We start from the raw sequence: 24,941 nt of genomic DNA on the forward strand, positions 1-24,941 counted from the left end.
AAAATGGAGTTCTTTTCACTAGTCATTGTAGTTCTAGCAGCATTTTTTACACCAATTATTATAAATAGACTGAACATCAATTTTTTACCAGTGGTTGTAGCCGAAATCATCATGGGTATTATTATTGGACAGTCTTTCTTAAATCTAGTACATAAAGATAGTATGCTTAATATATTATCAACGTTGGGCTTTATCTTTTTAATGTTTTTAAGTGGTTTAGAGATTGACTTTAGCACTTTTAAAAAAGATAAGAGAAATCGACAAGGTACGAACAAACATGAAAAAGATGTACCAAGCCATCTTAATTTAGCGCTAACCGTATTCGCATTTATTATGATTATATCAGTAATATTAGCTTACGCGTTCAAATGGTTAGGACTCGTAAATGATGTGTTATTAATGATAATTATCATATCAACGATATCACTAGGTGTCGTAGTGCCTACTTTAAAAGAAATGAATATAATGCGTACAACTATCGGTCAATTTATATTATTAGTAGCCGTATTGGCTGACCTAGTAACGATGGTACTGTTAACTATTTACGGTGGTATCAATGGTAGTGGTAATGGTTCAGTTTGGCTTTCAGCAATTTTACTTGTATTTACTGCTATTTTCTATATACTAGGCGTTGTATTTAAGCGTATGAAATTTTTACATCGCTTAATTGGTGGTACTACACAAATAGGTATAAGAGCAATCTTTGCATTAATTATTCTATTAGTTGCACTTGCAGAGGGTGTAGGTGCTGAATATATACTAGGCGCATTCTTAGCTGGTGTGGTTGTATCCTTACTGAAACCAGATGAAGAATTAGCGCATACACTCGATTCATTTGGATACGGGTTCTTTATACCAATCTTCTTTATTATGGTTGGAGTTGATTTAAATATTCCGTCATTAATTAAAGAACCATCATTATTATTAATTATTCCAGTGCTCATTCTAGCTTTTATTATTTCAAAATTAATTCCAGTTTTCTTTATTAGACGTTGGTTTGATAATAAGACAACGATAGCATCAGCATTTTTACTTACTTCAACATTATCATTAGTTATAGCATCTGCTAAAATTGCAGAGCAATTAAATACAATATCATCTGAAATGTCAGGCATTTTGATTTTAAGTGCAATCATCACGTGTGTGTTTGTACCGATTATTTTCAAGAAAGTGTTTCCAATTCCGGATGAGGCTAATCGTAAAATTGATATTGCATTAATTGGCAAGAATCAATTGACGATTCCAATTGTGCAAAACTTGTCACCACACTTATATAATGTGACATTATATTATCGCAAAGATTTAGGAGATAAGCGTAATTTATCTGACCATATAACTGTTGTAGAAATAGCGAATTATGAAGAACAACTCCTAGAAAGATTAGGGCTATTCAATCAAGACATCGTAGTTTGTTCTGCTAATGATGATAGTCTTAACCGTGATGTGGCAAAATTAGCCAAAGCACATGATGTTAAACGCGTAATTTGTCGACTTGAAAATAGTAACGAAGATGAAGAAATGAAAGGTGAAGGTATTGAAGTATTCAGTAATTTCATTAGTAATAAAATCTTCCTACAAGGCTTAATTGAAACACCAAATATGTTAAACATTTTAAGCAATGTTGAAACATCATTGTATGAAATTGAAATGTTAAATCATCAATATGAAAATATTCAACTACGTAATTTCCCATTTGGTGGAGATATTATCTTCGTTCGAATTATTCGTAATAATGAATCAATCGTGCCTCATGGTGATACACAACTTAGATACAAAGATAGACTTATCGTAACGGGTTCAAAAGAATACGTAGATGAATTAAAATCAGATCTAGAATTTTATTATTGATTTAGAAAAAATCAATAACAGGCGTCAGGGGTGGGACAGAATTCTTTTTAAATTCATGGTCCCACCCCAACTTGTTTATCTTGTAGAATTTCTTTATAAAAATCTTTCTTGCTAGGGCACCGCTCGAAAGGATGACTATAACTGAGAATACGCAATTTTTTGGCTCTCTCAGTTCAGTCAGCTTCTGCGAATTTGAAAAATAGCATCATTATATTATTTATGGACCAAGCTCTCATGTATGACCAGGTAATAATATTGCTTTATCATTATGAAGCAAAAATGGTAAAATGATAACGTTAGATTAGTCTACATTGTTTGTACAGTGAGATTAAGATATAAAAAACGATGATTAAGGAGTTATTTCGAATGATTAATCTTGAAAATAAAACCTTCGTAATTATGGGTATTGCTAATAAACGTAGTATCGGATTTGGTGTTGCAAAGGTATTAGATCAATTAGGGGCTAAACTTGTTTTCACATATCGTAAAGACCGTAGCCGCAAAGAATTAGAAAAATTATTAGAACAATTAAACCAAGAAGATCCAAAATTATATCAAATCGATGTTCAAAAAGATGAAGATGTAGTAAATGGTTTCGCTAAAATTGGCGAAGAAGTAGGCAATATTGATGGCGTTTATCACTCTATCGCATTTGCAAATATTGAAGACTTACGTGGACGTTTCTCTGAAACATCACGTGAAGGTTTCTTACTTGCGCAAGATATCAGTTCATATTCATTAACAATTGTTGCGCACGAAGCGAAGAAAATAATGCCAAACGGTGGTAGTATTGTTGCAACAACATACCTTGGTGGTGAATTTGCCGTTCAAAACTATAATGTAATGGGTGTAGCTAAAGCAAGTTTAGAAGCTAATGTTAAATATTTAGCTTATGATTTAGGCCCGGACAACATTCGAGTAAATGCTATTTCTGCTGGTCCAATTCGTACATTAAGTGCTAAAGGTGTTGGTGGTTTCAACACAATCCTTAAAGAAATTGAAGAACGTGCACCATTAAGACGAAACGTGGATCAAGAAGAAGTAGGTAAAACAGCTGCTTACTTATTGAGTGATTTCTCAAGTGGCGTAACTGGTGAGAATATCCATGTAGATAGTGGTTTCCACGCAATAAAATAATAAATTAATTCAATTACTTGGTGTGTATAGCACCAAGTTTTTTTGTTTACAAAAAGAAGTGAACTTGAATGCATTGTAAATTCAAGTTCACTCCTGAAACGTTTTTTAAATTTATATTAATCTAGTCTTTAACGTCGCTATTAGCTTTATCAATAATGCGTTGACGATATTTAAAGACATTGCTCGCAATAGTCTTAAGTACTGCATAGAGTGGTACGGCAATTAAAATAAGTGTGAAACCACCTAAATCTCCTGCGGCTAAAATAACAACAATTATTGTAAGTGGGTGAATACTTAAAGATTTACCCATAACATTTGGTGTAATCACATTACCCTCAAGTTGTTGAGCGATTAATGTAACAACACAAACCCAAATAAATGTAGTAGGACTATCTATGATACCGAGCACAGCTGCAGGTGCAAATGATAACCATGGTCCTAAGAAAGGTATTAGGTTAGCTACACCAGCAAATAGTACTAATAAAGGTGTATATGGTAAACCAATAATGGTATAACCAATATATAAAATGACACCTAAAATAACACTTACAGTCACTTGTCCTTGAATGTATGATTTTAATGTGAAGTTTAAATCTTTCATTAAGTCGACTACAAATACTTTACGTTCTCCCTTGAAAAATTTAGCAAGAGCAGGAATAAATTTTTCATGATCTTTTAACATGTAAATTAAGAAGAACGGTACCATGATAAGTAAGAAGACAGTTGAAATAAATGACGTTAAGTATGTAAATGAATTAGCCAAAATTCCAGTCATACTATCACCAATTGATTTTACAGCAGAATTAATTCTATCTGTTACATCGCTTGGAAGTTTATCCATTTGCGTAAGTGAGAAGTTAACAATTTGTTCAGCTTCTTTTTGCAGTGATGGTGTTGCTTTGATTAAACTATTCACGTTAGAGATAATAATTGGTGCTATAAATGCGACTACGATAGCAATAATAGCAATTAAACCAATAAAAATTGTAGTGATACTTGCCCAACGCGGGAAACCCCACTTTTCAAGAATACTTTGGAAAGGTAAGCAGATATAGAATAAAAATCCGCTAATCATAAATGGAAGAAATACAGAACCGATAATGGTTACAATAGGTGCAAAAACACTTTGTACTTCCATAAACAATTTAATTAGCACGAACAAGATAACTAGGGCAATTCCTGTTCGGAACCAAACTTTGTTAAGCATAAGCTTACGTCCTCCTATTTTCATTTGATCATTATTTAATTAGTATATATCAATTAAGACGCGTTAAAAAGGGAAATTTTGACTTCTAGAGAGATACACTGAGATTAATGAAGTTCATATTTAATATTGTAATTAATAAATATAGAGCTACATTTTGAAAAAAGTGTTATAACTATGTATAAATTACCAAATTTCGTGAGTATGAAACATTAGATTTTTATCAGAGATTTAAAAGTCATCATTATCTTGATACAATAAGTATATTCTATTTAGGGGGCGTCAATATTATGTCGAATTTCAAATCAGGCAAAATTAATAAATATATATTACATAGTAATATCTTAGAAAGAGATGTTACATTATCAGTATATTTGCCTGAAGATTACTCTGAATTATTTAAGTATCAAGTCATTATATGTTTTGACGGGCTAGATTTTTTAAGATTTGGAAGATTTCAACGTGAATATGAACGGTTGAGAAGAGAAGATGAAATTCAACGAGCCATTATAGTTGGATTTCATTATGAAGATGTTGATAAACGTAGAGAAGAATTTCATCCACAGGGTACTAGAAGTCATAAAACCGTACAAGCTATTGGTAAAGAATTGCTGCCATTTATTGATAAGACGTTTCCAACTTATAAAGTAGGTAATGCCAGAATTTTAATAGGAGATAGTCTTGCTGGTAGTATAGCACTTTTAACCGCATTGACTTACCCAACTATTTTCAGTCAAGTAGCAATGCTTAGCCCGCATTCAGATGAAACTGTAATAGATAAATTTAATAAGTGTATACAATATAGTGAATTGTCTATTTGGCACGCTATTGGTTTAGAAGAAGAAGATTTTGCTTTGCCAACAACTGGAGAACGTGCAAACTTTTTAACACCAAATAGAGATTTAGCAACAGTCATTAAAGACAAAGAGCTCACATATCATTATTTAGAATTTGAGGGTGGACATAACTGGAAATCTTGGAAACCGCTATTATCAGACATACTTAAATATTATTTAAGCGATGAAGTAATTACACAAGAGTCAAATGAAGTTTAATTACTTGTATTTTTAATTGTATCATCAATGCTAAGATTTAATTGAGATAATTAAATGTACAATACTACGAAATAAAATGTTTAGATAATGTAAACATTTTCAAAAAATTCTGCTAACTAATAACGTAATATATAGAATTTTGCTATAATAGTAATATGTTAAACAAAGGAGGAATTTCAATGAATATAGGATTAGCATTAATTCCGTCAAAATCATTTCAAGATGAAGTGAATGGTTATCGTAAACGTTATGATACTGAGTATGCACGTATCATGCCTCATATTACGATCAAATCACACTTTGAAATCAATGATGATGAATTAGATTCAGTAAAAGAAGTAGTTAAAAAAAGATTAGAAGGTTTTGGATCTGTAGATGTTCATGCTACAAAAGCTTCAAGCTTTAAACCAACTAACAATGTAATTTATTTTAAAGTTGCTAAAACTGATGAATTAGAACAACTTTTCAATTTATTTAATACTGAAGATTTTCATGGTGAAGCTGAGCATCCATTCGTGCCACACTTTACGATTGCTCAAGGTTTAACAAGCCAAGAATTCGAGGATATATTTGGTCAAGTAGAATTAGTAGGGGTAGACCTTAAAGAAAAAATTGAAGAACTATCATTATTACGCTATGACGAAGAAGAGGATAAATGGAAAGTGATTGATTCTTTCAAGTTAGCGTAAAATTAAATAATATGTAAAATAAAAATCTAGCTAATGTACAATGTATGATGTACATTAACTAGATTTTTAGTATTTTATCTACTTTTTATTAGAAACGATTTGCTTTGCCTTGATACTTTACAAAATAAACACCGTAGAATATCGCTAATACTAAAAAGATTGTTGCAGAAAAATAAAATGTATTATTTAAACCATTAGAAAACTGAGCGATTAAGCCTCCAAATAAAGGACCTATCATAGAACCAAATCCTTGAACACTATTAAATACGCCCCAAGTTTCTTCTTGTTCAGCGGGTTCAATTTGCCCTGCCATAAATGTATTCCATGCAGGCAATAATATCCCATACATTAAACCTATAAATATCGCTACAATCCAAACGATAAGGATATTTGTTACTAAAGATAAACCAAAGATAAACGCTGTGAATAGTATAAAACCTGTAAAAATAACTGCATACATAAAGCCGTTACTATTTTTATCAATAATCTTAGATAAAAATAACATTGCAAAGGCACAACCGGCGCCACCTATAGCGATGGCAATGGTGTACTCAATAGTACTTACGCCTACTACCTTTGTAGCATATGTAGGTAGTATAGGTAGCAATGCTGAAATAGAAGCACCTTGTAATAAAATACCAGGGAATAACACTAAGTGACGTTTCATAACATTAACGATTTGTCCTAATTGTTCACTAACAGGTTTAGTATTGTAATTTGTTAATTTAATATCAACAAAATAATACAATACCCATGCAATGACTACAACAAGTGACATCATAAATGCAAATCGAGTAGGATGTAATTTAACTAGAACATTCATAAATGCCCATCCTACGAGTAATCCTAATAACCAAGCAAAGTAAACATAGCCCATTTGTTTACCACGTTGTGCTTCCTCTACATTAGATAACATGATAACCCATATAGGACTAACAGCAATACCCAACATGATAGCACTCAAAATGATAACTATTGGATTAGTTGGGAACCAAATGACTAAGAATAAACTAATAAAAGCTAATAAAAAACCTAAGGTTAATACTAGCTTAGTACCAAATTTTTTCAAAAGAAATCCGATGACAAAATTCGTTGCCGCATCGGATATAAAGTGAATTGATAATGCCGCTGAAGTCACTGCAACAGCAATAGAGGTAACGGTTGGTAAATAATTAACGTAACTTAATACATACATTCCCCGTGCAAACTCCATTAAGAACAAAATAACGAGCATTATCTTGAAGTTCTTACTAATTCCTTTATTACTTAACGAAGAATCTGGCATATAAAGGAACCTTTCCATATATTTCTTGTTGTTGTGATGAACTGTCTAAGATATTTAATAAATCGGTACATAGTCTATAAGTTGAATGGTTAACCTTTTCTTCAGTCATTTTATTAGTCATAGCTTGTAAGCGGTACTCGTGATTTGTTAAATCAGAAACAATATCTATAGCTTCTTCAGGTGTATTCGCGATTTTGCCATATGATTTATCTTGGAAATATAATGCATTTTCAAGCTCTTGACCTGGAGCCGGATTCAAGAAGATCATTGGTAAACTACGTGTTAAACCTTCGGAAATCGTTATGCCACCTGGTTTTGTAATCATAAGTTGACTTGATGCCATCCATTCATTCATATGTTTTGTATATCCTAGAATAAGGACATTGTCATATGATTTAAATTGTATTTCTAAAGTACGTTTTAACCCTTTGCTACGACCACAAACCATTACGATTTGTGATTGTGGACTTTTCTGAAGGATGTTATCAATCATATAGTCAAATCCTTTTGATACACCAAATGCCCCGGCAGACATCAGAATAGTTGGTTTATCAGGATTTAAATTATGTTTCTTCAACCAAGCAACTTTATCGATGTCAGATTCAAATTTATCGGAAATAGGTATTCCAGTCACTTTTATATCAGAAGCAGGGATACCAACATTTACGAAATCACGTTTGGTATCGTCAGTAGCTACATAATATCTATGAGAGTTAGGCGTTATCCAGTTTTTTTGTAGACGGTAATCTGTCATAACAGTTGCGATTGGAATATTTATGTTAAATTGCTCTGTTAGCACTGACATTACTGGAGTAGGGAATGTCAATAAGATTAAGTCTGGTTTTTCTTTAAGTAGTAGATTGATTAATTTATTTAATCCATAATATTTATAAAAACATTTATCTAATTCATCAGGGCGACTATAATAAAAGTTTTTATACATATTTCTAAAATACTTAAAGCTATTGATATACCATTTTTTGCAAATAGAAGTTAAGATTGGGTGTGCTTCCATAAACAAATCATGCTCAATAACTGATAGATGAGACAAGTTCATTTCATTGAGTTGATTAACAACACTTTGTGTCACTTGTAAATGTCCATTTCCAAATGAGCCGGTAATAATCAATATCTTTTTATTTTGAGTAACCATTAATAGTCACCCTCCATTAATTTAAATTTAAAACACGCAATAACGCATTCTGATTTAACTATAGTAGCAATAAACATACGTACATAGTTATCATAATATATATACCCTTTATTGAAAGTATAAAATTCATTTATAGTGCATTATAGCATATTAAGGAATTTAACATCATCTTTATATAACTATCCTAGCATTAATAGATTTAAAAGTATTGAATTAAAGTGATATATATAGGAAATTTTAAAATAATTAACTATTAATTAATAATTCCTTCAATTATATTAATGAAATCTTTAGTTTGAGGTGTAAAACATATCAAGTTCGTATTAAATCTAATCAATATTTTAATGATTATAAATTTATCAACAACTTCAAAACGTGTATAATAAAATTATTGTAAAAAAAGGAGCGATACATTTTGAATGCGAATGAGTTGTTCGAAAAAATACGAGTTAAACAAGTAATAGGTACTTTAGATATAAATGTTACTGATATCACTACAGATTCACGTACCGCTAGTGAAGGGAGTATATTCGTCGCATCAAAAGGCTATACAGTTGATAGCCATAAATTTTGTCAAAATGTTGTTGATCAAGGTGCAAAAGTCATTGTGGTTAACCATCAACAAGACATTAACGGTGACGTGACGCAGGTTATCGTACCAGATACATTAAGAGTTGCTAGCCTGTTAGCACATATTTTATATGATTATCCTAGCCATCAATTAACTACAATAGGTGTAACAGGCACTAATGGCAAAACTTCAATTGCTACTATGATTCATCTTATTTATAGAGGTTTAGGTAAAGGAAGCGCATATTTAGGAACAAATGGTTTCCAAATAAATGAACATAAAACTAAAGGTGCCAATACAACACCAGAAACAGTGTCTTTAACTAAAAAGATTAAGCAAGCGGTTGATGAAAATGCGGAAGCTATGACTATGGAAGTATCTAGTCACGGTTTATCACTAGGGCGATTAAGAGGTGTAGAATTTGATGTTGCGATATTCTCAAATTTAACTCAAGACCATTTAGATTTTCATGGCACAATGGAAGCCTATGGACATGCTAAATCATTGTTATTTAGTCAACTGGGAGAAGACTTATCGAAAGAGAAATATGCTGTTTTAAATAATGATGATGATTTCTCCAAATATTTAGCATCAGTTACACCATATGAAATATTTACATATGGAATAGACCATGACGCTCAATTTATGGCTAAAAATATTCAAGAATCTTTACAAGGTGTTCAATTTGATTTCGATACGCCTATAGGTACATACAGTGTTAAAACACCATATGTAGGTAAATTTAATATTTCAAATATTATGGCTGCCATGATTGCCGTCTGGAGTAAAGGAATATCTATGGAAGATATCGTCAGAGTAGTTGAGAATTTAGAGCCAGTTGAAGGGCGTTTGGAAGTTCTAGATCCTTCGCTACCAATTGATTTAATTATTGACTATGCGCATACTGCTGACGGAATGAATAAACTTATAGATGCAGTAAAACCCTTCGTGAAACAAAAATTAATCTTTTTAATTGGAATGGCTGGAGAACGTGACTTAACTAAAACACCTGAAATGGGCGCAGTAGCTTGTAGAGCAGATTACGTAATATTTACGCCAGATAATCCTGCTAATGATGATCCAAAAATGTTGACTGCTGAACTAGCAAAAGGCGCAACTCATGATCGTTATGTTGAATTTGATGACAGAGCTGAAGGGATCAAACATGCCATTGATATAGCTGTACCGGGCGATACAGTAGTATTAGCTTCTAAAGGAAGAGAACCATATCAAATCATGCCTGGACATATTAAAGTGCCACATAGAGATGATTTAATTGGACTTGAAGCGGCATACAAAAAATTTGGCGGTGGCCCAAGTGAAAATTAAACAATTATCTATAAATGACGAAATTGTTAATGTTTACTTTTATATAATTGAAGATAAAAATCAAATCATGTTGGCTATTCCAGATATATTTTGGTCAATAGAACTTGATTTGAATATGGACAGTAATGAGGTTAAGGAAGAATTGGTAATGCAATTATTTGCTTTTATCGAGGAAAATGAAGCAAACAAAATTGCTTCGAATTTAACAAACTGGATTGTGAATGATTTTAAAGGAGATTAATAGATGAGTTTAAAAGAAGAAGTTGAATCAAGAAAAACGTTTGCCATAATATCTCACCCGGATGCTGGTAAAACGACACTGACTGAGAAGTTATTATATTTTAGTGGTGCAATTAGAGAAGCGGGTACAGTTAAAGGTAAAAAAACAGGTAAATTTGCAACTAGTGACTGGATGAAAGTGGAGCAAGAACGTGGTATTTCAGTAACGAGTTCAGTGATGCAATTTGACTATGATGATTACAAAATTAATATATTAGATACACCAGGACACGAAGATTTCTCAGAAGATACTTATCGTACTTTAATGGCAGTAGATAGTGCAGTGATGGTTATTGACTGTGCTAAAGGTATTGAACCTCAAACTTTAAAGCTATTTAAAGTTTGTAAAATGAGAGGAATTCCAATTTTTACATTCATTAATAAATTGGACCGCGTAGGTAAAGAGCCATTTGAATTATTAGATGAGATTGAAGAAACATTAAACATTGATACTTACCCTATGAACTGGCCAATTGGTATGGGTCAAAATTTCTTTGGTATTATCGATCGTGAGTCTAAATCTATAGAGCCATTTAGAGATGAAGAAAATGTTTTACACTTAGATGATGATTATGAACTACAAGAAGAGCATGCTATTCGTAATGACAGTGCATTTGCTCAAGCTATCGAAGAATTTATGCTTGTAGAAGAAGCGGGTGAAGAGTTTGATAATGATGCGCTATTAAATGGTGAATTAACACCTGTATTCTTTGGTTCTGCATTAGCTAACTTCGGTGTTCAAAACTTCTTGAATGCATATGTTGATCATGCACCGATGCCTAATGCACGTCAGACAAATGAAGAAATTGAAGTAAGCCCATTTGATGATGAATTTTCTGGATTTATTTTCAAAATTCAAGCTAATATGGACCCTAAACATCGTGATAGAATTGCATTTATGCGTGTTGTTAGCGGTGCATTCGAACGTGGTATGGATGTAACATTACAACGTACGAGCAAAAAACAAAAAATTACGCGTTCAACATCATTTATGGCTGACGATAAAGAAACTGTTAACCATGCAGTAGCTGGAGATATCATTGGTTTATATGATACAGGTAATTATCAAATTGGAGATACTTTAGTTGGTGGCAAGCAAAAATATAGTTTCCAAGATTTACCTCAATTCACACCGGAAATATTTATGAAAGTTTCAGCTAAAAACGTAATGAAGCAAAAACATTTCCATAAAGGAATTGAACAGCTTGTTCAAGAGGGAGCAATCCAATATTATAAAACGCTTCACACTAATCAAATTATTTTAGGTGCCGTTGGTCAATTACAATTTGAAGTGTTTGAACATCGAATAAAAAACGAATATAACGTTGATGTTGTTATGGAACCTGTTGGTAGAAAAATTGCGCGTTGGATTGAAAACGAAGATGATATTCAAGATAAAATGAACACGTCTCGTTCAATATTAGTGAAAGATAGATATGATAATTTCGTCTTTTTATTCGAAAATGAATTTGCAACACGCTGGTTCGAAGAAAAATTCTCAGAAATTAAATTGTATAGTCTTTTATAAGATTATGATTGAAAATAATGGGTATTTAAAAATATCTCTTTAAATAGACAATTTGTTAAACGTTAATTGTTTATTTATATTAAGTATAGTGTATAATACACTTAACAAATGAATACCTATGACAATCTGTCAGAGGGGAGTAACTTGAAGACCATTAACTACTTGATGGTTAGCGTTTTATCGTCATTACGAAGTATTATCTTCCGGTAAAGTGGGCATTTATTTGCTAAGTGAGACCTTTGCTATTATTTAGCATAGGTCTCTTTATTTGTATTAAAACAAAAAGGAGCTGTCCACTATGGATCCGAGTTTAATTTTACCTTACCTATGGGTAATTCTCGTTCTTGTATTTTTAGAAGGGCTATTAGCAGCTGATAATGCGGTTGTAATGGCTGTTATGGTAAAACATTTACCACCTGAACAACGTAAAAAAGCGTTATTTTATGGTTTGCTAGGTGCATTTGTATTCCGTTTTCTTGCCTTATTCTTAATTAGTATTATCGCAAATTTCTGGTTTATCCAAGCACTTGGTGCCGCGTATTTAATTTTTATGTCAATAAGAAATCTCTGGCAATTCTTCCACAAAAAACATGAAGATCAACCTGAGGGTGACGACCATCATTTTGACGAGTCTGGCGTAGAGAAAAAAGTCGGACCTATGCAATTTTGGGGCACTGTTTTAAAAGTTGAATTTGCAGATATAGCTTTTGCAATTGACTCAATGTTAGCAGCGATGGCAATTGCTGTAACATTACCTGAAGTTGGCATTCATTTTGGTGGCATGGACCTAGGTCAATTCTCAGTAATGTTTATTGGCGGAATGATCGGTGTTATTCTAATGCGTTTTGCCGCTACATGGTTTGTTGACTTACTAAATAAATATCCTGGATTAGAAGGAGCTGCCTTCGCAATTGTAGGTTGGGTAGGTATTAAATTAGTTGTTATAGTACTTGCTCATGAAGATATAGGTATTTTACCTGAACATTTCCCTCATAGTACATTATGGCAAGCTATCTTCTGGACAGTTATGATTCTTTTAGTCGTAATCGGTTGGTTAACGTCAGTACGTAGCAACAAGAAGAAAGCCAATAAATAGTATTAAATAATTGATTCGAGCCTTTTAGATTTGATGTGTATCATCAAGTTTAAAAGGCTTTATTATTATAAATTGTGCAATTTAGTGATTTGATAAGAAAAATTCAATTTTGAACCTTCAATTCATTGCTAATTGGCGATATTGATATTAAACTTTAGTTAATGAATAAATTAAATAAAGCCACAACCACAAAACATAATTTAACGTTAGCATGATAGATTGTGAGTTAGTCGATAGGAGTGGACACCTTTGGATAATGATAAAAAACACGTAATACCACGTGAACAGTATCGTCGAAAACGACATGAGTATTTCCATAATGAAGAACGCGAAGAACGATTAGAACGTGAGAGAGAACAACGTGAGAGACTTGCCAAAAAAGAGCAAGAACAAGCAAAAGTTAATGAAGAACGTGTTAAAGATAACATGCGAAAAGCAAGAATTGAGAAATTAACACAAGAAGAAATTCACCAGCAACAACATCTAGCTAAATTACGATCTGATAATGAATCTGATCAAGAATTAAATGATACTAACACGCATCATTTAACACTACCTGAAGAGCAACAACTAAAAAATGAACATAAAGAAAATAATGATAAGGTAACTAAACCTACTGACGAAGTGGAAAAACAAGAGAAAGAAGACAATAATTTTACTCCTTCCAAACATGCTGAAATAGAACCCAAATATAGTAGAGTTGAAAAGAATAAAGGAAAACAACAAGTTAATATTAATAAAAGTGAAGTTAATCATCTTGATAAAAGTGAACAAACTAAAAAACAAAAAGAGACTAAAGCATCATCGAAAGACGTTTTAGAAATAAATGAAAGTCGAAAAATTGAACAAAAAGAACAAAAAGCAAGTTCTAATGAAACTTCTAACCAAGAATTAAATTCACATACTAAAGATAAAAGCAATGAAGTTGAAGATAATCAAGACATAAAGAGTGCGTCTAGTCAAAATTTAGCTCATTCTAATAAGTCAGAAGAAAATGAACACTCAGAAGATAAGCCTAAGAGCAATGATACGATGGACAAAGTAAAAGACTTTTTAAAATTGCATTGGCTTAAAATAGTCATAGTAGTTGCAATCATATTAATTGTTATACTAATTAGTGCAATTATCTCAACGATTAATCAAAATAGTAGTATTGAACAAAGTAGTAACAATGATACGAAATACACAACAACAATGAAGAATGCAGAAACAGCTGTTAAATCAGTGGTACCAATTGAGAATGACACACCTAAGAACATAACAACACAAACAATTGATAAAACAAATACAAACTCAAATAATGAAGTTGGTTCAGGTGTCGTCTACAAAGCTGTAGACGATACTTTTTTTATTTTAACCAATACACATATAGTTGGAAGTAATAAAAGAGTAAACATTACATATGATGATGATAAAACAGCTACTGCTACAGTTGTTGGGAGAGATATGTGGTCAGATATTGCAGTGCTTAAAGCAACGATAAAAAATAAAAACGTGCAGCCAATTAAAATAGGTCATTCAAAACATTTAAAGCTAGGTGAATCCATCCTAGTTGTTGGTAATCCACTTGGAAATGATTTTAAAAATACAGTGACGAAAGGTATTGTTTCTGGATTAAATAGGGCAGTACCTGTCGACTTCGATAAAGATAATAAGAATGATGAATTGGTTAATACATTTCAAATTGATGCTTCAGTTAACCCAGGTAATTCAGGAGGTGCTGTCGTCAATAGAGTTGGAGAATTAGTAGGGTTAGTATCGTTAAAAATAAATATGCCTAATATTGAAGGCATGGGCTTTGCAATTCCAATTGATGATGCACGAGAAATTGCTGAGGAATTAGAGAAAAATGGTGAAATTCAATATCCTAATACTGGTATTGGAATTAAAAATGTTTCAGATTTATTACCTTATGAAAGAAATTTATTAAAAGTGCCCGAAGATGTTCAAAACGGAATCGTAGTAGAAATGTTAAAAGAAAATGGTTTAGGTAAAAAATCAGGTTTAAAAATTGGTGATGTAGTTGTAGAATTAGATAGTAAATCAATTCAAAATAATTTACAGTATAGACAAATAATTTTTAATCATAGACAAGACTTAAAAACATTGTCGGCTGAAATTTATAGAGAAGGAAAATCTCAAGATATAAAAATAAAATTGAAATAATGTTGAGGTGACAAATGAGTGTCTATTTTCAGTAAGTTATTTAAAAAATCTAGCCCTCAACAGGGGATAGTTTTATATTATTTGATAGCCATAGTTGTCGCTTTTTTATTATTAAACCTCCCATTTGTGCATAAACATGGTGTTGATGTTAGCCCAATCGATACGCTATTCGTTGCTGTATCAGGAATTAGTGTTACTGGACTATCTCCCGTTAACATAGTAGATACATATTCAACATTTGGCCAAATTATTATATTAATCATACTTAATATAGGCGGTATTGGCGTCATGGCGATTGGTACAGTATTATGGGTTGTGTTAGGGAAACATATAGGTATCCGCGAACGCCAATTAATTATGTTAGATAATAATAAAGATACAATGAGTGGAACCGTTAAGCTGATATTAGAAATCATCAAAACGATATTAACAATAGAATTTATAGGTGCATTGTTATTAGCTTTTTATTTCTATAGAGATAATCCAGATTTAAAAAATGCACTCATGCAAGGTTTATTTGTGTCTGTCTCTGCTACAACTAACGGTGGACTAGATATCACAGGGCAATCATTAATACCTTACGCTAAGGATTATTTTGTTCAAACGATTGTCATGTTTCTAATCGTATTAGGATCAATAGGATTTCCTGTATTACTTGAAATCAGAGCATATGTAAGGAATAGAGTCAGTCATTTTAGATTTTCACTATTTACCAAAATAACTACATGCACATATCTATTTTTATTTGTTTTTGGTGTTGTAGCCATATTAGCATTAGAACATCACCATGCTTTTAAAGGATTAAGTTGGCATCAATCCTTATTTTATTCATTATTTCAATCTGCAACAACACGTAGTGCTGGATTACAAACCATTGATGTAACAAACTTTAGTGATGCAACGAATGTAATTATGAGTATCCTCATGTTTATTGGTTCATCTCCAAGTTCAGTTGGTGGTGGTATACGTACAACTACATTTGCGATACTAATTCTCTTTGTAATTAATTTTAATAATAATGCTGAAAAAACAGCTATAAAAGTATTCAATAGAGAAATACATGTAGTTGATATTCAACGTTCATTCGCCGTATTTACTATGGCGTCAATTCTAACATTCGTAAGTATGATTGTTATTCTCGCTACTGAAAAAACAAATTTAACATTTCTACAAGTATTCTTTGAAGTCATGTCAGCCTTTGGAACATGTGGTCTATCTTTAGGTGTTACAGACAATATTAGTGGACTTACTAAAGTAATACTAATGATATTAATGTTTATAGGTCGTGTTGGTTTAATTTCATTTATTATTATGATAGCTGGACGTAAAGAACCGGATAAATACCATTATCCTAAAGAACGTGTTCAAATTGGTTAAATAGATTAGCATTCACAGAAATTATTAATTCTGAGAATGCTTTTTTGATTAGAAATAAATAGCAACTACAGATTAATAAATGTTAAACTAGCTTTAAATAAGGGGTGTGTAAATTGGAGAAAAATGAACATATAAATATAGATATCTTGGCAACATCCGATATGCATAGTCATTTTATGAATGGAGATTTTGGATCAAATATATATCGTGCTGGTACCTATGTTAAAAATATTAGAGAAAACAATGATAAAGTCATTTTATTAGATAGTGGGGGAAGTGTAGCTGGCTCATTGGCTGCGCATTATTATGCTATTGTCGCACCCTATAAACGTCATCCTATGATTAAATTAATGAATGCTATGCAGTATGATGCTAGTGGTATAAGTCCGGATGATTTTAAATTTGGATTATCATTTTTGACTAAAGCAGTATCACTATCAAGGTTTCAATGGTTATCTGCGAATATAGAATTTGCATTAACAAAGGAACCATACTTCTCAACACCTTATATAATTAAAGAATACGATAATGTTCGAATCGCAATTGTAGGTTTAACTGCAGATGGATTAATGAAAAACGAATTCGCTGAAATGGAGAAAGAGGTTAGTATTGAAAAAGCACTATTATCTGCTAAACGCTGGATTAGATATATACATGAAAGTGAACATCCTGACTTCTTAATTGTAATCTATCATGGAGGACTATATAAAATAAATCAAACGAATACAAGACATAGAAAAGGTTCTCATGAAGCGGAAAAAATAATGAAGGAAATAGGTGTGATCGATTTAATGATAACAGCGCACCAGCATCAAACGATTATAGGTAATGATTTTGAAACAGTGTATGTTCAAGCAGGACAAGATGCTCAAGAGTTAGTACACGTCAAAATTAAATTTAAAAAACGTACGAACTCGTTCGAAAAAGAAGATATTGAATCTACAGTAATTAATTTAAGTGAGTATCCAGAAGATCAGGAATTACTTGAGACAACGTATTATGATCGTAAAGCCTTAGAACATTGGTCAAAGGATATTGTTTCAGAGAATAAAGTCGATTTACAAGTTAATGGCTTGGAAGACTTACTAAGTAGTCCACACCCATTTATACAATTATTACATGATAGTCTACATTTAGCCTATGAGAATAATATTACTTGTATTAACGTGCCTAAAAATGGCGAAAAGGGATTAAAAGGTATAGTGACTAATGAGGGTGTCTATAATGCTTATCCACATCCTGATAAAGCAATAGATATAACACTTAGAGGCCATCAAATTAAAAAGATGCTTGAATATACTTATTCTTATATTCAATTTGAGCAAGATCAATTAAGTATGACTATTATTGATGAAACATTATGTACATTGTGGCAAGGATTTGATTATGAGGTAGATATGTTAGCGCCTCGTTTTGATAGAGTTAATATAAAAAATATTGAGTTAGATGAAAAGTATAGAGTTACAATGACAGATTATTGTTATAGAAATTATCGTCAATACTTGGAAGATGAATCAATACTTCATTCCACATATGATCGACCGATGAGTTCACTTATCGCTGAAAAGCTAAATCAACCTAATTATTATTTAAAGTTGGACTCTAATTTTTCAGTAACGTATTAAAAATAGTACTCATATAAGTAAACGTATTTAAATTGTAACTTACTTCAAAAAAACTTTTCTTAGTTAAAACTAAGAAAAGTTTTTTATCCATGAAATATTAATAATAGTATAATTGCCACAATTTGTCCTAAAGAGGTAGTTACGATGCGACGCGTATATTGATAACTCAATGATAATACTAATTGAGCTACAAAAATAAATGCTACTATCCACCATTTATCTAAATAAATAAATAAAGAACTAGAACATAATGCAGTAATCAAGATGATTAACCAAGTAGGCAATTTAAATTGAGTCAGTTCTTTTTGCAAAACAGTTCTCATGTATAACTCATGACAAGGAATTACAAAAATTAACGTCACTAACATTTGCCATTTGAAATAAACACCTGTTCTTGATAATTCTTTAATAAGTTCTGCATATGTTATTTGTGGTGAAAGTAATGAAAAAATTAATTGTATTATAACCAAGACGATACCTGTAGCGATACCAACTCCGATAGAAGTTAAAAGTCTTTTAGATTCTATGTCCCTTTGGTAAAATACATAACTAATGCCTGCAATTAACATAATACCAGTGTATAGATACCAGTATTCTTGATGCTCTCCCCACATAACAAATAAAATCAAATGGAATACAATGAAACTTGCTATAAACCAAATTAAAGCTTTCGATATATTTTTCATTTTAATGTATACCTTCTTATTCAACGATAGTATATCGTCTATGATTAATAACTGTTTTTTCTGGTAAGTCTAATTCATTGAAGTTATCCATAATTGTTAAGTCTACAATAACTGAATTGTCATTAATTTTCTCAACACGGCCTCTTAAACCGTCATAAAATTCTACGATATTTCCTACTTCTGCAACAGTCATACGGAGTCCTCCTAAATTCATAACTAGGCTATATTGTACTAAAAATTTGCATAATAATAAACAAATATATGCTAAAAATGGCAAATAATATTTTAATTATGAAAATAATGTCAAATTTGAGTAAATAATTGGCAAAATAACTAAATATAAGGCATAACTAAACTAAGGGCATATACGAGAGAGTCAAAGGAGAGATATAGATGAAATTTGTAAGCAATAATAATATTATTGATCCTACAATTAACCTTGCCATGGAAGAGTACGTGTTAAAACATTTACCTTCGGATGACAGTTACTTTCTATTTTATGTAAATGGACCGTCTATCATTGTCGGAAAAAATCAAAATACTATAGAAGAGGTTAATAAACAATATGTAGATGAAAATAACATACATGTTGTACGCCGTATTTCAGGTGGTGGCGCTGTATATCATGACCAAGGAAATCTAAATTTTAGTTTTATTACAGATGATGACGGTAATAGCTTCCATAATTTTAAAAAGTTTACAGAGCCAATTGTACAAGCACTTCAATCAATGGGTGTAGATGCTGAAATGACTGGTCGTAATGATATTCAAGTAGGGCAAGCTAAAATTTCAGGGAATGCCATGGTTAAAGTTAAAGATAGAATGTTTAGTCACGGTACATTAATGTTAAATAGTGACTTGGGAGAAGTACAAAATGCATTGAAAGTTAATCCTAAAAAAATTCAATCTAAAGGTGTTAAGTCAGTGCGTAAGCGTGTAGCAAATATCGATGAATTTTTAGAAGAATCGATTTCAATTGATGACTTTAAACAAATCATTCTAAAAACAATTTTTGGTGAACATGAAGTTGAAGAATATAAGTTAACAGACGAAGATTGGAAGAATATAGAAGCATTAAGTAATGAGAAATACCGTACCTGGGAATGGAACTACGGTCGAAATCCTAAGTATAATTTTGAACGCGATGAAAAATTTGAAAAAGGATTTGTACAAGTCAAATTTGATGTTAAAAAAGGCAAAATTGAACATGCTAGAATATTCGGAGATTTCTTTGGTGAAGGTGATGTAACAGAGTTGGAGAACGCACTTGTAGGTGTGTTGCATGATTACAATCACATTAAAGAAGCAATGGAAGAGTTTGATTTCTATCATTATTTCGGCGCTATTGAAAAAGAAGATATTTTAAAATTGATGTCTTATTAATATAACTAAGCGGCTATATAGGATTTAACCTATAGCCGCTATATTTTTATTTATTTAAATGATCTATAGCATATTGCGCTTCTTCTTGCGTGAACTTTTCACCGTAGCTAGAAGTGAGTTGATCATAAATTGCATCATTAGACATATCTTGTTGATTTGCATAATCCTTAGCTTTTTCTAAAGCATTTTTCTTATAATCAACTTTAAGATTATCAATTGCATATTGAGCAGCATCTTCTGGGAATTTTTCTCCTGCATCAGATGTTAATTGATCATAAATACCTTGTTTAGACATGTGCATAACATCAGAATATGTCTTAGCTTTATTAAGAGCCGATTTTTGTTCTCTAGTAGCATCAGAATCATTTGAACTTTGTTGCTCAGTATTATTAGAATTAAGACTATTATTAGAATTACTAAAAGAAGCAGTACAAGCTGATATTCCTATTATGATAAGGATTAATAAAACTAGGCAACCACCACAACCACCACATCCCCATAACCATCCTTTTTTCTTATTGGACTTATGCTGTTGGTAATCTTGAAATTGTTGCCATTGTCTTTGCGCTTCATTGCTCTCAAAATGTCGATCAGCCATTATTTAACATTCTCCTTTAAAATTTATATTTTATACAAATAAGTATATTATATAAATTAGACATATGGAACGAAATATTTTTAAATTTTAAAGTTTTAATATTTTAAATTAATGTAAGTTTTAACATTAAATTAATGCTAAAGAGTAAATTAATAATTTAATAGATAATTTATTTGAAAATGCAAAAGGAGTAAATTAGATTTTATGAGTGGAAAATAGAAATGTAAAAAACCCTCCAATAAATGGAGGGTTTAAAATGACGGAAACGGAGGGATTCGAACCCTCGCGCCGCTCTCGCGACCTACACCCTTAGCAGGGGCGCCTCTTCAGCCAACTTGAGTACGTTTCCATATGGCTCCGCAGGTAGGATTCGAACCTACGACCGATCGGTTAACAGCCGATAGCTCTACCACTGAGCTACTGCGGAATAATATGTATTTATATAATGTATCTCTATGAGCACAAATATTATTATATCAATAAACTTAAAATTTGCAAGGGATTATATTTAAAAATATACGGAACATTTACACTATATTAATATAAAAGTCCCGTATGATTTAAAATTAAACGTAAAACTATTTATCTTGTAATAGTGAATAATGTGAAAGTGCTTCGAAAATATTTAAAGTCGTTTTTTCATAATCAATTGGCATTTCTGGATTGTTTGACTTCATACGAGATTGTTTATCGACCATGTAATAATAAAAAATGCAGTTAGAGTATTGGTGCCAAATACTGTGGTAGGAAACATTAAGTGTTAATGTTTGATGATTTGCAAAAATAATTTTACATTTTCGATTTTTAAGAGGCTTAATTTCATGTACATAATGCATATTAATCCACATGTTTTCTTCTAAACGGTCTGAATGCGTAGGGAAAAAATAAGTGGGGAAGAGAGGAGTCAATAAAATAGGTGGTTTACTAGTAATGCCGGCAATTCGTTGTGTTTCGGATTTCTTACTAATATAGCTATTACCATAAAATTTACATGAGCGTTCGACGATTTTTTGAGTTTTGAATGGGCTTGAAACTATTGTAGAATCATATTTCCATATTTCAGATCCTTTTGTTTGCTCATAATCATCAATGACGGGTTTGATTATCATATCTCCTTTTCGAATAATATATACAGTATTTTGGCTTTGAGAAATATTTGTCATCTCTTAACCTCCTTAAATTTATATCATTATTAAGCGCTAAAAACTCAACGATTAATAATATAAATTTATTATATAAAATTTTTATATGTTGTCAAGGTAATCATTACATATAAAATTACACTTATTTTTTGCGAAAAGTCAGAATATTCTATTGATTTAAAAAATATAAGCTTGTATACTATCCTTATACAAAAAAAGAAAGGCAGTGATTACAATGAATCACAAAACGAATGTCAAAAATACGACACTAGAAGATTTTGTAACGACAGTTAATGATTTAGGCGTTGAGCTAGTCATTGAAGAGGCGCTTCGTCAAGGACGAAAGAAACAGTTAATGAAATTGATTGATGATGCGTTGATTAATAAGAACCAGGAAGATTTTATTAACTTTACTAATGAATATAAAAATCTGGAGGCATTTCTCAATGAGTAAATTAGGATCCTGTAACTCATTATAAAAGGTCTATTCACTACTTAAATCAAAGTTAGCGAATAGACCTTTTTATATTTTATTTTTGACCACCGTTTGATTTTCCCTCAATTTTATTACGAATCCATTTTACTAAATATCCTGTTATAACAATTCTAAGTACGCGTTTGATAATATTCATACTAGCTTACTCCTTTTTTTATGTTTATTTGAGTTTACCCGTTCTACACATTATTAAAGATAATTTCTAAAATTACTGATTAAATTTTTGGATGGCGGTTATTTGGTATAAATATATAGCCATTTTCATCAGCTTTAGTTGTAAAGATTATGATAATACCATGGATAATTGAAATAATGGTTGGAATAGTAGTCCAAAAGAACACTAAATGAAGCACGCCTTGCCACACTTTGTCTGCGTAAAATTTATGAATGCCGACACCACCCAAAAATAAAGAACATAATACATATAATGTTTTATTAACTCTCATAACTATGTTACCTCCTTAATCTCATATTTTAAGCATTTCAAAAATTAAATCAAATATTACTGAGGTGATTGAAAAAAATGATTATAATTACAATTAAAATGTTTTAATTTGCTGCAATTAATTTATTAATATTTGTAAATTTTATATAATAAAGTTAACAAATTTATGGAGAGGAGAATGGTAAATTGATCAGAAAAGCACGTCCGAGCGACAGTAAGCAAATAGCGGAATTATGTTATATCATTTGGCATGATATGGAACTAGATATTGTACAAGAAATCACTAAAGAACGTGTTATTCATGCAATTGAAGAAAGTATAGTCAATATTAATTATAGAACGAATTATAATAACATTTGGGTATATGAGCAAGACAATCATGTTGCAGGATGCATCATAGCATATAAGGGTGATAAAGAATTAGAGTTAGAAGCAGCATGGAATAAATTGCCGTTGGAAGAGGACATAAAAGCAATAGGTACGCCATTACCTTTGAAAGAATCTAAAGATGATGAATGGTACATTGAGGCTGTTGCAACATTCTCGGAATATAGAGGACAGGGTATTGCAACTAAATTATTTAATTATCTAATATCTACATACCCGGATAGAAAGTGGAGCTTAAGTTGTGACTACGATAATCCAAGAGCTAAGAAATTATACGAACGTTTAGGTTTTAAATGGACTGAGGATATAGAGTTGTATGGCCATCAATATTTACATATGGTCTATTCATCATAGGCAAAAAATAAAACGGAGGAGACAGAAACTATAATTAGTTTCATTGACTCACTCCGTATCATCTTACAATGAAATATTTTAAATTTATCTGAGGATATATTAAATGCCACCTAATAGGGCACTAATATAAATACCTAAAGCGTATAATACACCAAAAATTGTGTTTGTTTTTCCAGTTGCAGCCATAGCAGGCATCATACTTGCAGGTGTATCATTCTTTTTGAAACGACGAATGGCTTTAACTGGCATAGGGAATGATAACAAGACAAGTAGATAAAATAGTGAACCACCATCTACAAATAATGCAGTATAGACAACGAAAACGTATGCAATGATATACATAACTGTCATAAATGTAATTGAGGCGCGTTTACCTAATAAAATAGGTAGAGTTTTACGTCCACTCGCTTGGTCTTTGACTCTGTCGCGTATATTATTAGCCATGTTAATTAGACCAATTGTAATTACTATTGGAATACTAATCCAAACCACAAAGCTATTGATATTGCCAGTTTGTATGAAGAACGCTAATAAAATAATAATCATACCCATGAATAAACCAGAAAACAGTTCACCAAAAGGCGTCCAAGAAATTGGCATTGGACCACCTGTATATAAATAGCCAATTGCCATACAGACGATTCCTACTGGAATGATCCAAAATGAACTATTCGCTGCTAAAAAGATACCAAGCAATGCAGCAACGATATAAAAAGCAATTGCTAGATTCATGACAAGTTTTGGACTCATACCATTTCTTACGATAGCACCACCGATACCAACGGAAGTGTGATCATCTAAACCTTTTTTAAAGTCATAGTATTCATTAAACATGTTTGTTGCAGCTTGGATAAGTAAACAAGCGATTAACATTGCAATAAATAACATGAATTTGATGTTATCTTGACTACCTAATAAAAAAAGTTTTGCAGTTGAAGTACCAACTAAAACTGGTACAACAGCAGCAGTTAAAGTATGAGGTCGCATCAAATGCCAATATTTTCTAACAGTAGAATATTGTTGATATTGATTTGCCATAATTTAATCTACCTCTTATTGTATTTTTTTAACATATGTATTTTAAAGGAATAGTAAATAAAGGTCAATC

24 protein-coding genes and 2 tRNA genes are annotated in these 24,941 nt (G+C 31.5%); 14 read left to right on the forward strand and 12 right to left on the reverse strand.

The features are described 5' to 3' along the window. Positions 1-3 precede the first annotated feature (3 nt). The gene (locus tag HMPREF3265_RS04565; RefSeq protein WP_070441345.1) at positions 4-1,848 is read left to right on the forward strand and encodes a monovalent cation:proton antiporter family protein; all 1,845 of its coding nucleotides are present in this window, start codon (positions 4-6) and stop codon (positions 1,846-1,848) included. A gap of 366 nt (positions 1,849-2,214) precedes the next feature. After that, a complete protein-coding gene (fabI, locus tag HMPREF3265_RS04570; protein ID WP_037535483.1) occupies positions 2,215-2,985 on the forward strand; it encodes an enoyl-ACP reductase FabI in 771 nt (256 codons plus the stop codon). A 121-nt stretch (positions 2,986-3,106) separates the two neighbouring features. Here fabI and cozEa read toward each other — a convergent pair whose 3' ends face one another. Next, positions 3,107-4,192 carry a lipoteichoic acid biosynthesis protein CozEa gene (gene cozEa / locus HMPREF3265_RS04575; protein ID WP_070441342.1) on the reverse strand — a complete coding sequence of 362 codons (1,086 nt, stop codon included), beginning with the start codon at positions 4,190-4,192 and terminating at the stop codon, positions 3,107-3,109. A 287-nt stretch (positions 4,193-4,479) separates the two neighbouring features. Between cozEa and HMPREF3265_RS04580 the strand changes: the two genes are divergently transcribed. Together HMPREF3265_RS04580 and HMPREF3265_RS04585 are read left to right on the forward strand one after the other, a co-directional pair. Continuing rightward, the gene (locus tag HMPREF3265_RS04580) at positions 4,480-5,244 is read left to right on the forward strand and encodes an esterase family protein (RefSeq protein ID WP_070441338.1); all 765 of its coding nucleotides are present in this window, start codon (positions 4,480-4,482) and stop codon (positions 5,242-5,244) included. Between the two features lie 179 nt (positions 5,245-5,423). Then, complete coding sequence (locus HMPREF3265_RS04585) at positions 5,424-5,933, forward strand: YjcG family protein (RefSeq protein ID WP_070485481.1); 510 nt, start codon at positions 5,424-5,426, stop codon at positions 5,931-5,933. Positions 5,934-6,021: 88 nt separating this feature from the next. On the opposite strand, the gene ltaA is transcribed toward HMPREF3265_RS04585, so the two are convergent. Next, complete coding sequence (ltaA, locus tag HMPREF3265_RS04590) at positions 6,022-7,218, reverse strand: lipoteichoic acid biosynthesis MFS flippase LtaA (protein ID WP_070441327.1); 1,197 nt, start codon at positions 7,216-7,218, stop codon at positions 6,022-6,024. Beyond that, the gene (locus HMPREF3265_RS04595) at positions 7,196-8,371 is read right to left on the reverse strand and encodes a diglucosyl diacylglycerol synthase (protein ID WP_070441428.1); all 1,176 of its coding nucleotides are present in this window, start codon (positions 8,369-8,371) and stop codon (positions 7,196-7,198) included. Before HMPREF3265_RS04595 ends, ltaA begins: the two co-directional genes overlap by 23 nt. 415 nt (positions 8,372-8,786) lie before the next feature. Between HMPREF3265_RS04595 and HMPREF3265_RS04600 the strand changes: the two genes are divergently transcribed. From HMPREF3265_RS04600 to HMPREF3265_RS04630, 7 genes are all read left to right on the forward strand, one after another. Continuing rightward, entirely contained in the window at positions 8,787-10,271 is a 1,485-nt protein-coding gene (locus tag HMPREF3265_RS04600) for a UDP-N-acetylmuramoyl-L-alanyl-D-glutamate--L-lysine ligase (RefSeq protein ID WP_070441324.1), read from the forward strand. Continuing rightward, entirely contained in the window at positions 10,261-10,512 is a 252-nt protein-coding gene (locus HMPREF3265_RS04605) for a YueH family protein (RefSeq protein ID WP_070441321.1), read from the forward strand. Before HMPREF3265_RS04600 ends, HMPREF3265_RS04605 begins: the two co-directional genes overlap by 11 nt. A gap of 3 nt (positions 10,513-10,515) precedes the next feature. Further along, positions 10,516-12,078 carry a peptide chain release factor 3 gene (locus HMPREF3265_RS04610; protein WP_070441318.1) on the forward strand — a complete coding sequence of 521 codons (1,563 nt, stop codon included), beginning with the start codon at positions 10,516-10,518 and terminating at the stop codon, positions 12,076-12,078. A 298-nt stretch (positions 12,079-12,376) separates the two neighbouring features. Further along, positions 12,377-13,174 (forward strand): TerC family protein, encoded by a 798-nt coding sequence (locus tag HMPREF3265_RS04615; protein ID WP_070441315.1) that lies wholly within the window; start codon positions 12,377-12,379, stop codon positions 13,172-13,174. Between the two features lie 249 nt (positions 13,175-13,423). Beyond that, positions 13,424-15,340 carry a S1C family serine protease gene (locus HMPREF3265_RS04620; RefSeq protein WP_070441312.1) on the forward strand — a complete coding sequence of 639 codons (1,917 nt, stop codon included), beginning with the start codon at positions 13,424-13,426 and terminating at the stop codon, positions 15,338-15,340. 18 nt (positions 15,341-15,358) lie between these two features. After that, entirely contained in the window at positions 15,359-16,717 is a 1,359-nt protein-coding gene (locus HMPREF3265_RS04625; protein WP_070441309.1) for a TrkH family potassium uptake protein, read from the forward strand. Positions 16,718-16,830: 113 nt separating this feature from the next. Next, a complete protein-coding gene (locus tag HMPREF3265_RS04630; protein ID WP_070441306.1) occupies positions 16,831-18,342 on the forward strand; it encodes a bifunctional metallophosphatase/5'-nucleotidase in 1,512 nt (503 codons plus the stop codon). An 83-nt stretch (positions 18,343-18,425) separates the two neighbouring features. On the opposite strand, the gene HMPREF3265_RS04635 is transcribed toward HMPREF3265_RS04630, so the two are convergent. Both HMPREF3265_RS04635 and HMPREF3265_RS04640 read right to left on the reverse strand, forming a co-directional pair. Beyond that, positions 18,426-19,028, reverse strand: coding sequence for a CPBP family glutamic-type intramembrane protease (locus tag HMPREF3265_RS04635; RefSeq protein ID WP_011276203.1), 603 nt, complete (start codon positions 19,026-19,028; stop codon positions 18,426-18,428). A gap of 16 nt (positions 19,029-19,044) precedes the next feature. Further along, entirely contained in the window at positions 19,045-19,221 is a 177-nt protein-coding gene (locus tag HMPREF3265_RS04640; protein ID WP_070441302.1) for a YkvS family protein, read from the reverse strand. Positions 19,222-19,421: 200 nt separating this feature from the next. Here HMPREF3265_RS04640 and HMPREF3265_RS04645 point away from each other — a divergent pair, with 200 nt between their 5' ends. After that, a complete protein-coding gene (locus tag HMPREF3265_RS04645; protein ID WP_070441299.1) occupies positions 19,422-20,411 on the forward strand; it encodes a lipoate--protein ligase in 990 nt (329 codons plus the stop codon). A 46-nt stretch (positions 20,412-20,457) separates the two neighbouring features. Here the strand turns inward: HMPREF3265_RS04645 and HMPREF3265_RS04650 are convergent, their stop codons facing one another. From HMPREF3265_RS04650 to HMPREF3265_RS04665, 4 genes are all read right to left on the reverse strand, one after another. Then, on the reverse strand, positions 20,458-21,009 hold the full coding sequence (locus HMPREF3265_RS04650; protein WP_070441296.1) for an Ltp family lipoprotein: 552 nt from the start codon (positions 21,007-21,009) through the stop codon (positions 20,458-20,460). 260 nt (positions 21,010-21,269) lie between these two features. After that, positions 21,270-21,358: transfer RNA gene (locus HMPREF3265_RS04655), tRNA-Ser, on the reverse strand. 3 nt (positions 21,359-21,361) lie between these two features. Next, positions 21,362-21,436: transfer RNA gene (locus tag HMPREF3265_RS04660), tRNA-Asn, on the reverse strand. A 151-nt stretch (positions 21,437-21,587) separates the two neighbouring features. Then, entirely contained in the window at positions 21,588-22,172 is a 585-nt protein-coding gene (locus HMPREF3265_RS04665) for a competence protein ComK (protein WP_011276196.1), read from the reverse strand. A 214-nt stretch (positions 22,173-22,386) separates the two neighbouring features. On the opposite strand from HMPREF3265_RS04665, the gene HMPREF3265_RS04670 reads away from it, so the two are divergent. Beyond that, positions 22,387-22,605, forward strand: a complete 219-nt coding sequence (locus tag HMPREF3265_RS04670; protein WP_070441293.1) for an IDEAL domain-containing protein — start codon at positions 22,387-22,389, stop codon at positions 22,603-22,605. A 76-nt stretch (positions 22,606-22,681) separates the two neighbouring features. Here HMPREF3265_RS04670 and HMPREF3265_RS12845 read toward each other — a convergent pair whose 3' ends face one another. Then, positions 22,682-22,783, reverse strand: a complete 102-nt coding sequence (locus HMPREF3265_RS12845; RefSeq protein WP_011276194.1) for an SAR1012 family small protein — start codon at positions 22,781-22,783, stop codon at positions 22,682-22,684. A gap of 79 nt (positions 22,784-22,862) precedes the next feature. Continuing rightward, positions 22,863-23,093 (reverse strand): NINE protein, encoded by a 231-nt coding sequence (locus HMPREF3265_RS04675; RefSeq protein ID WP_070441290.1) that lies wholly within the window; start codon positions 23,091-23,093, stop codon positions 22,863-22,865. A 185-nt stretch (positions 23,094-23,278) separates the two neighbouring features. Here HMPREF3265_RS04675 and HMPREF3265_RS04680 point away from each other — a divergent pair, with 185 nt between their 5' ends. Beyond that, a complete protein-coding gene (locus HMPREF3265_RS04680) occupies positions 23,279-23,833 on the forward strand; it encodes a GNAT family N-acetyltransferase (protein WP_070441287.1) in 555 nt (184 codons plus the stop codon). A 99-nt stretch (positions 23,834-23,932) separates the two neighbouring features. Here HMPREF3265_RS04680 and HMPREF3265_RS04685 read toward each other — a convergent pair whose 3' ends face one another. Then, the gene (locus HMPREF3265_RS04685; protein ID WP_070441284.1) at positions 23,933-24,871 is read right to left on the reverse strand and encodes a 1,4-dihydroxy-2-naphthoate polyprenyltransferase; all 939 of its coding nucleotides are present in this window, start codon (positions 24,869-24,871) and stop codon (positions 23,933-23,935) included. Between the last annotated feature and the right edge of the window lie 70 nt (positions 24,872-24,941).

It is taken from the genome of Staphylococcus sp. HMSC62B09 (assembly GCF_001839115.1).
Classification (GTDB): Bacteria; Bacillota; Bacilli; order Staphylococcales; family Staphylococcaceae; genus Staphylococcus; species Staphylococcus haemolyticus.

Excerpts from the sequence above, each read along its gene's own strand:
- HMPREF3265_RS04565 (WP_070441345.1), top strand. The coding sequence starts at position 4 with ATGGAGTTCTTTTCACTAGTCATTGTAGTTCTAGCAGCATTTTTTACA.
- cozEa (WP_070441342.1), bottom strand. The coding sequence starts at position 4,192 with ATGCTTAACAAAGTTTGGTTCCGAACAGGAATTGCCCTAGTTATCTTG.
- HMPREF3265_RS04645 (WP_070441299.1), top strand. The coding sequence starts at position 19,422 with ATGAAATTTGTAAGCAATAATAATATTATTGATCCTACAATTAACCTT.
- HMPREF3265_RS04670 (WP_070441293.1), top strand. The coding sequence starts at position 22,387 with ATGAATCACAAAACGAATGTCAAAAATACGACACTAGAAGATTTTGTA.
- HMPREF3265_RS04665 (WP_011276196.1), bottom strand. The coding sequence starts at position 22,172 with ATGACAAATATTTCTCAAAGCCAAAATACTGTATATATTATTCGAAAA.
- HMPREF3265_RS04610 (WP_070441318.1), top strand. The coding sequence starts at position 10,516 with ATGAGTTTAAAAGAAGAAGTTGAATCAAGAAAAACGTTTGCCATAATA.
- HMPREF3265_RS04640 (WP_070441302.1), bottom strand. The coding sequence starts at position 19,221 with ATGACTGTTGCAGAAGTAGGAAATATCGTAGAATTTTATGACGGTTTA.
- HMPREF3265_RS04580 (WP_070441338.1), top strand. The coding sequence starts at position 4,480 with ATGTCGAATTTCAAATCAGGCAAAATTAATAAATATATATTACATAGT.
- HMPREF3265_RS04685 (WP_070441284.1), bottom strand. The coding sequence starts at position 24,871 with ATGGCAAATCAATATCAACAATATTCTACTGTTAGAAAATATTGGCAT.
- HMPREF3265_RS12845 (WP_011276194.1), bottom strand. The coding sequence starts at position 22,783 with ATGAATATTATCAAACGCGTACTTAGAATTGTTATAACAGGATATTTA.
- HMPREF3265_RS04675 (WP_070441290.1), bottom strand. The coding sequence starts at position 23,093 with ATGAGAGTTAATAAAACATTATATGTATTATGTTCTTTATTTTTGGGT.
- HMPREF3265_RS04595 (WP_070441428.1), bottom strand. The coding sequence starts at position 8,371 with ATGGTTACTCAAAATAAAAAGATATTGATTATTACCGGCTCATTTGGA.
- ltaA (WP_070441327.1), bottom strand. The coding sequence starts at position 7,218 with ATGCCAGATTCTTCGTTAAGTAATAAAGGAATTAGTAAGAACTTCAAG.
- fabI (WP_037535483.1), top strand. The coding sequence starts at position 2,215 with ATGATTAATCTTGAAAATAAAACCTTCGTAATTATGGGTATTGCTAAT.
- HMPREF3265_RS04650 (WP_070441296.1), bottom strand. The coding sequence starts at position 21,009 with ATGGCTGATCGACATTTTGAGAGCAATGAAGCGCAAAGACAATGGCAA.
- HMPREF3265_RS04585 (WP_070485481.1), top strand. The coding sequence starts at position 5,424 with ATGAATATAGGATTAGCATTAATTCCGTCAAAATCATTTCAAGATGAA.
- HMPREF3265_RS04635 (WP_011276203.1), bottom strand. The coding sequence starts at position 19,028 with ATGAAAAATATATCGAAAGCTTTAATTTGGTTTATAGCAAGTTTCATT.
- HMPREF3265_RS04615 (WP_070441315.1), top strand. The coding sequence starts at position 12,377 with ATGGATCCGAGTTTAATTTTACCTTACCTATGGGTAATTCTCGTTCTT.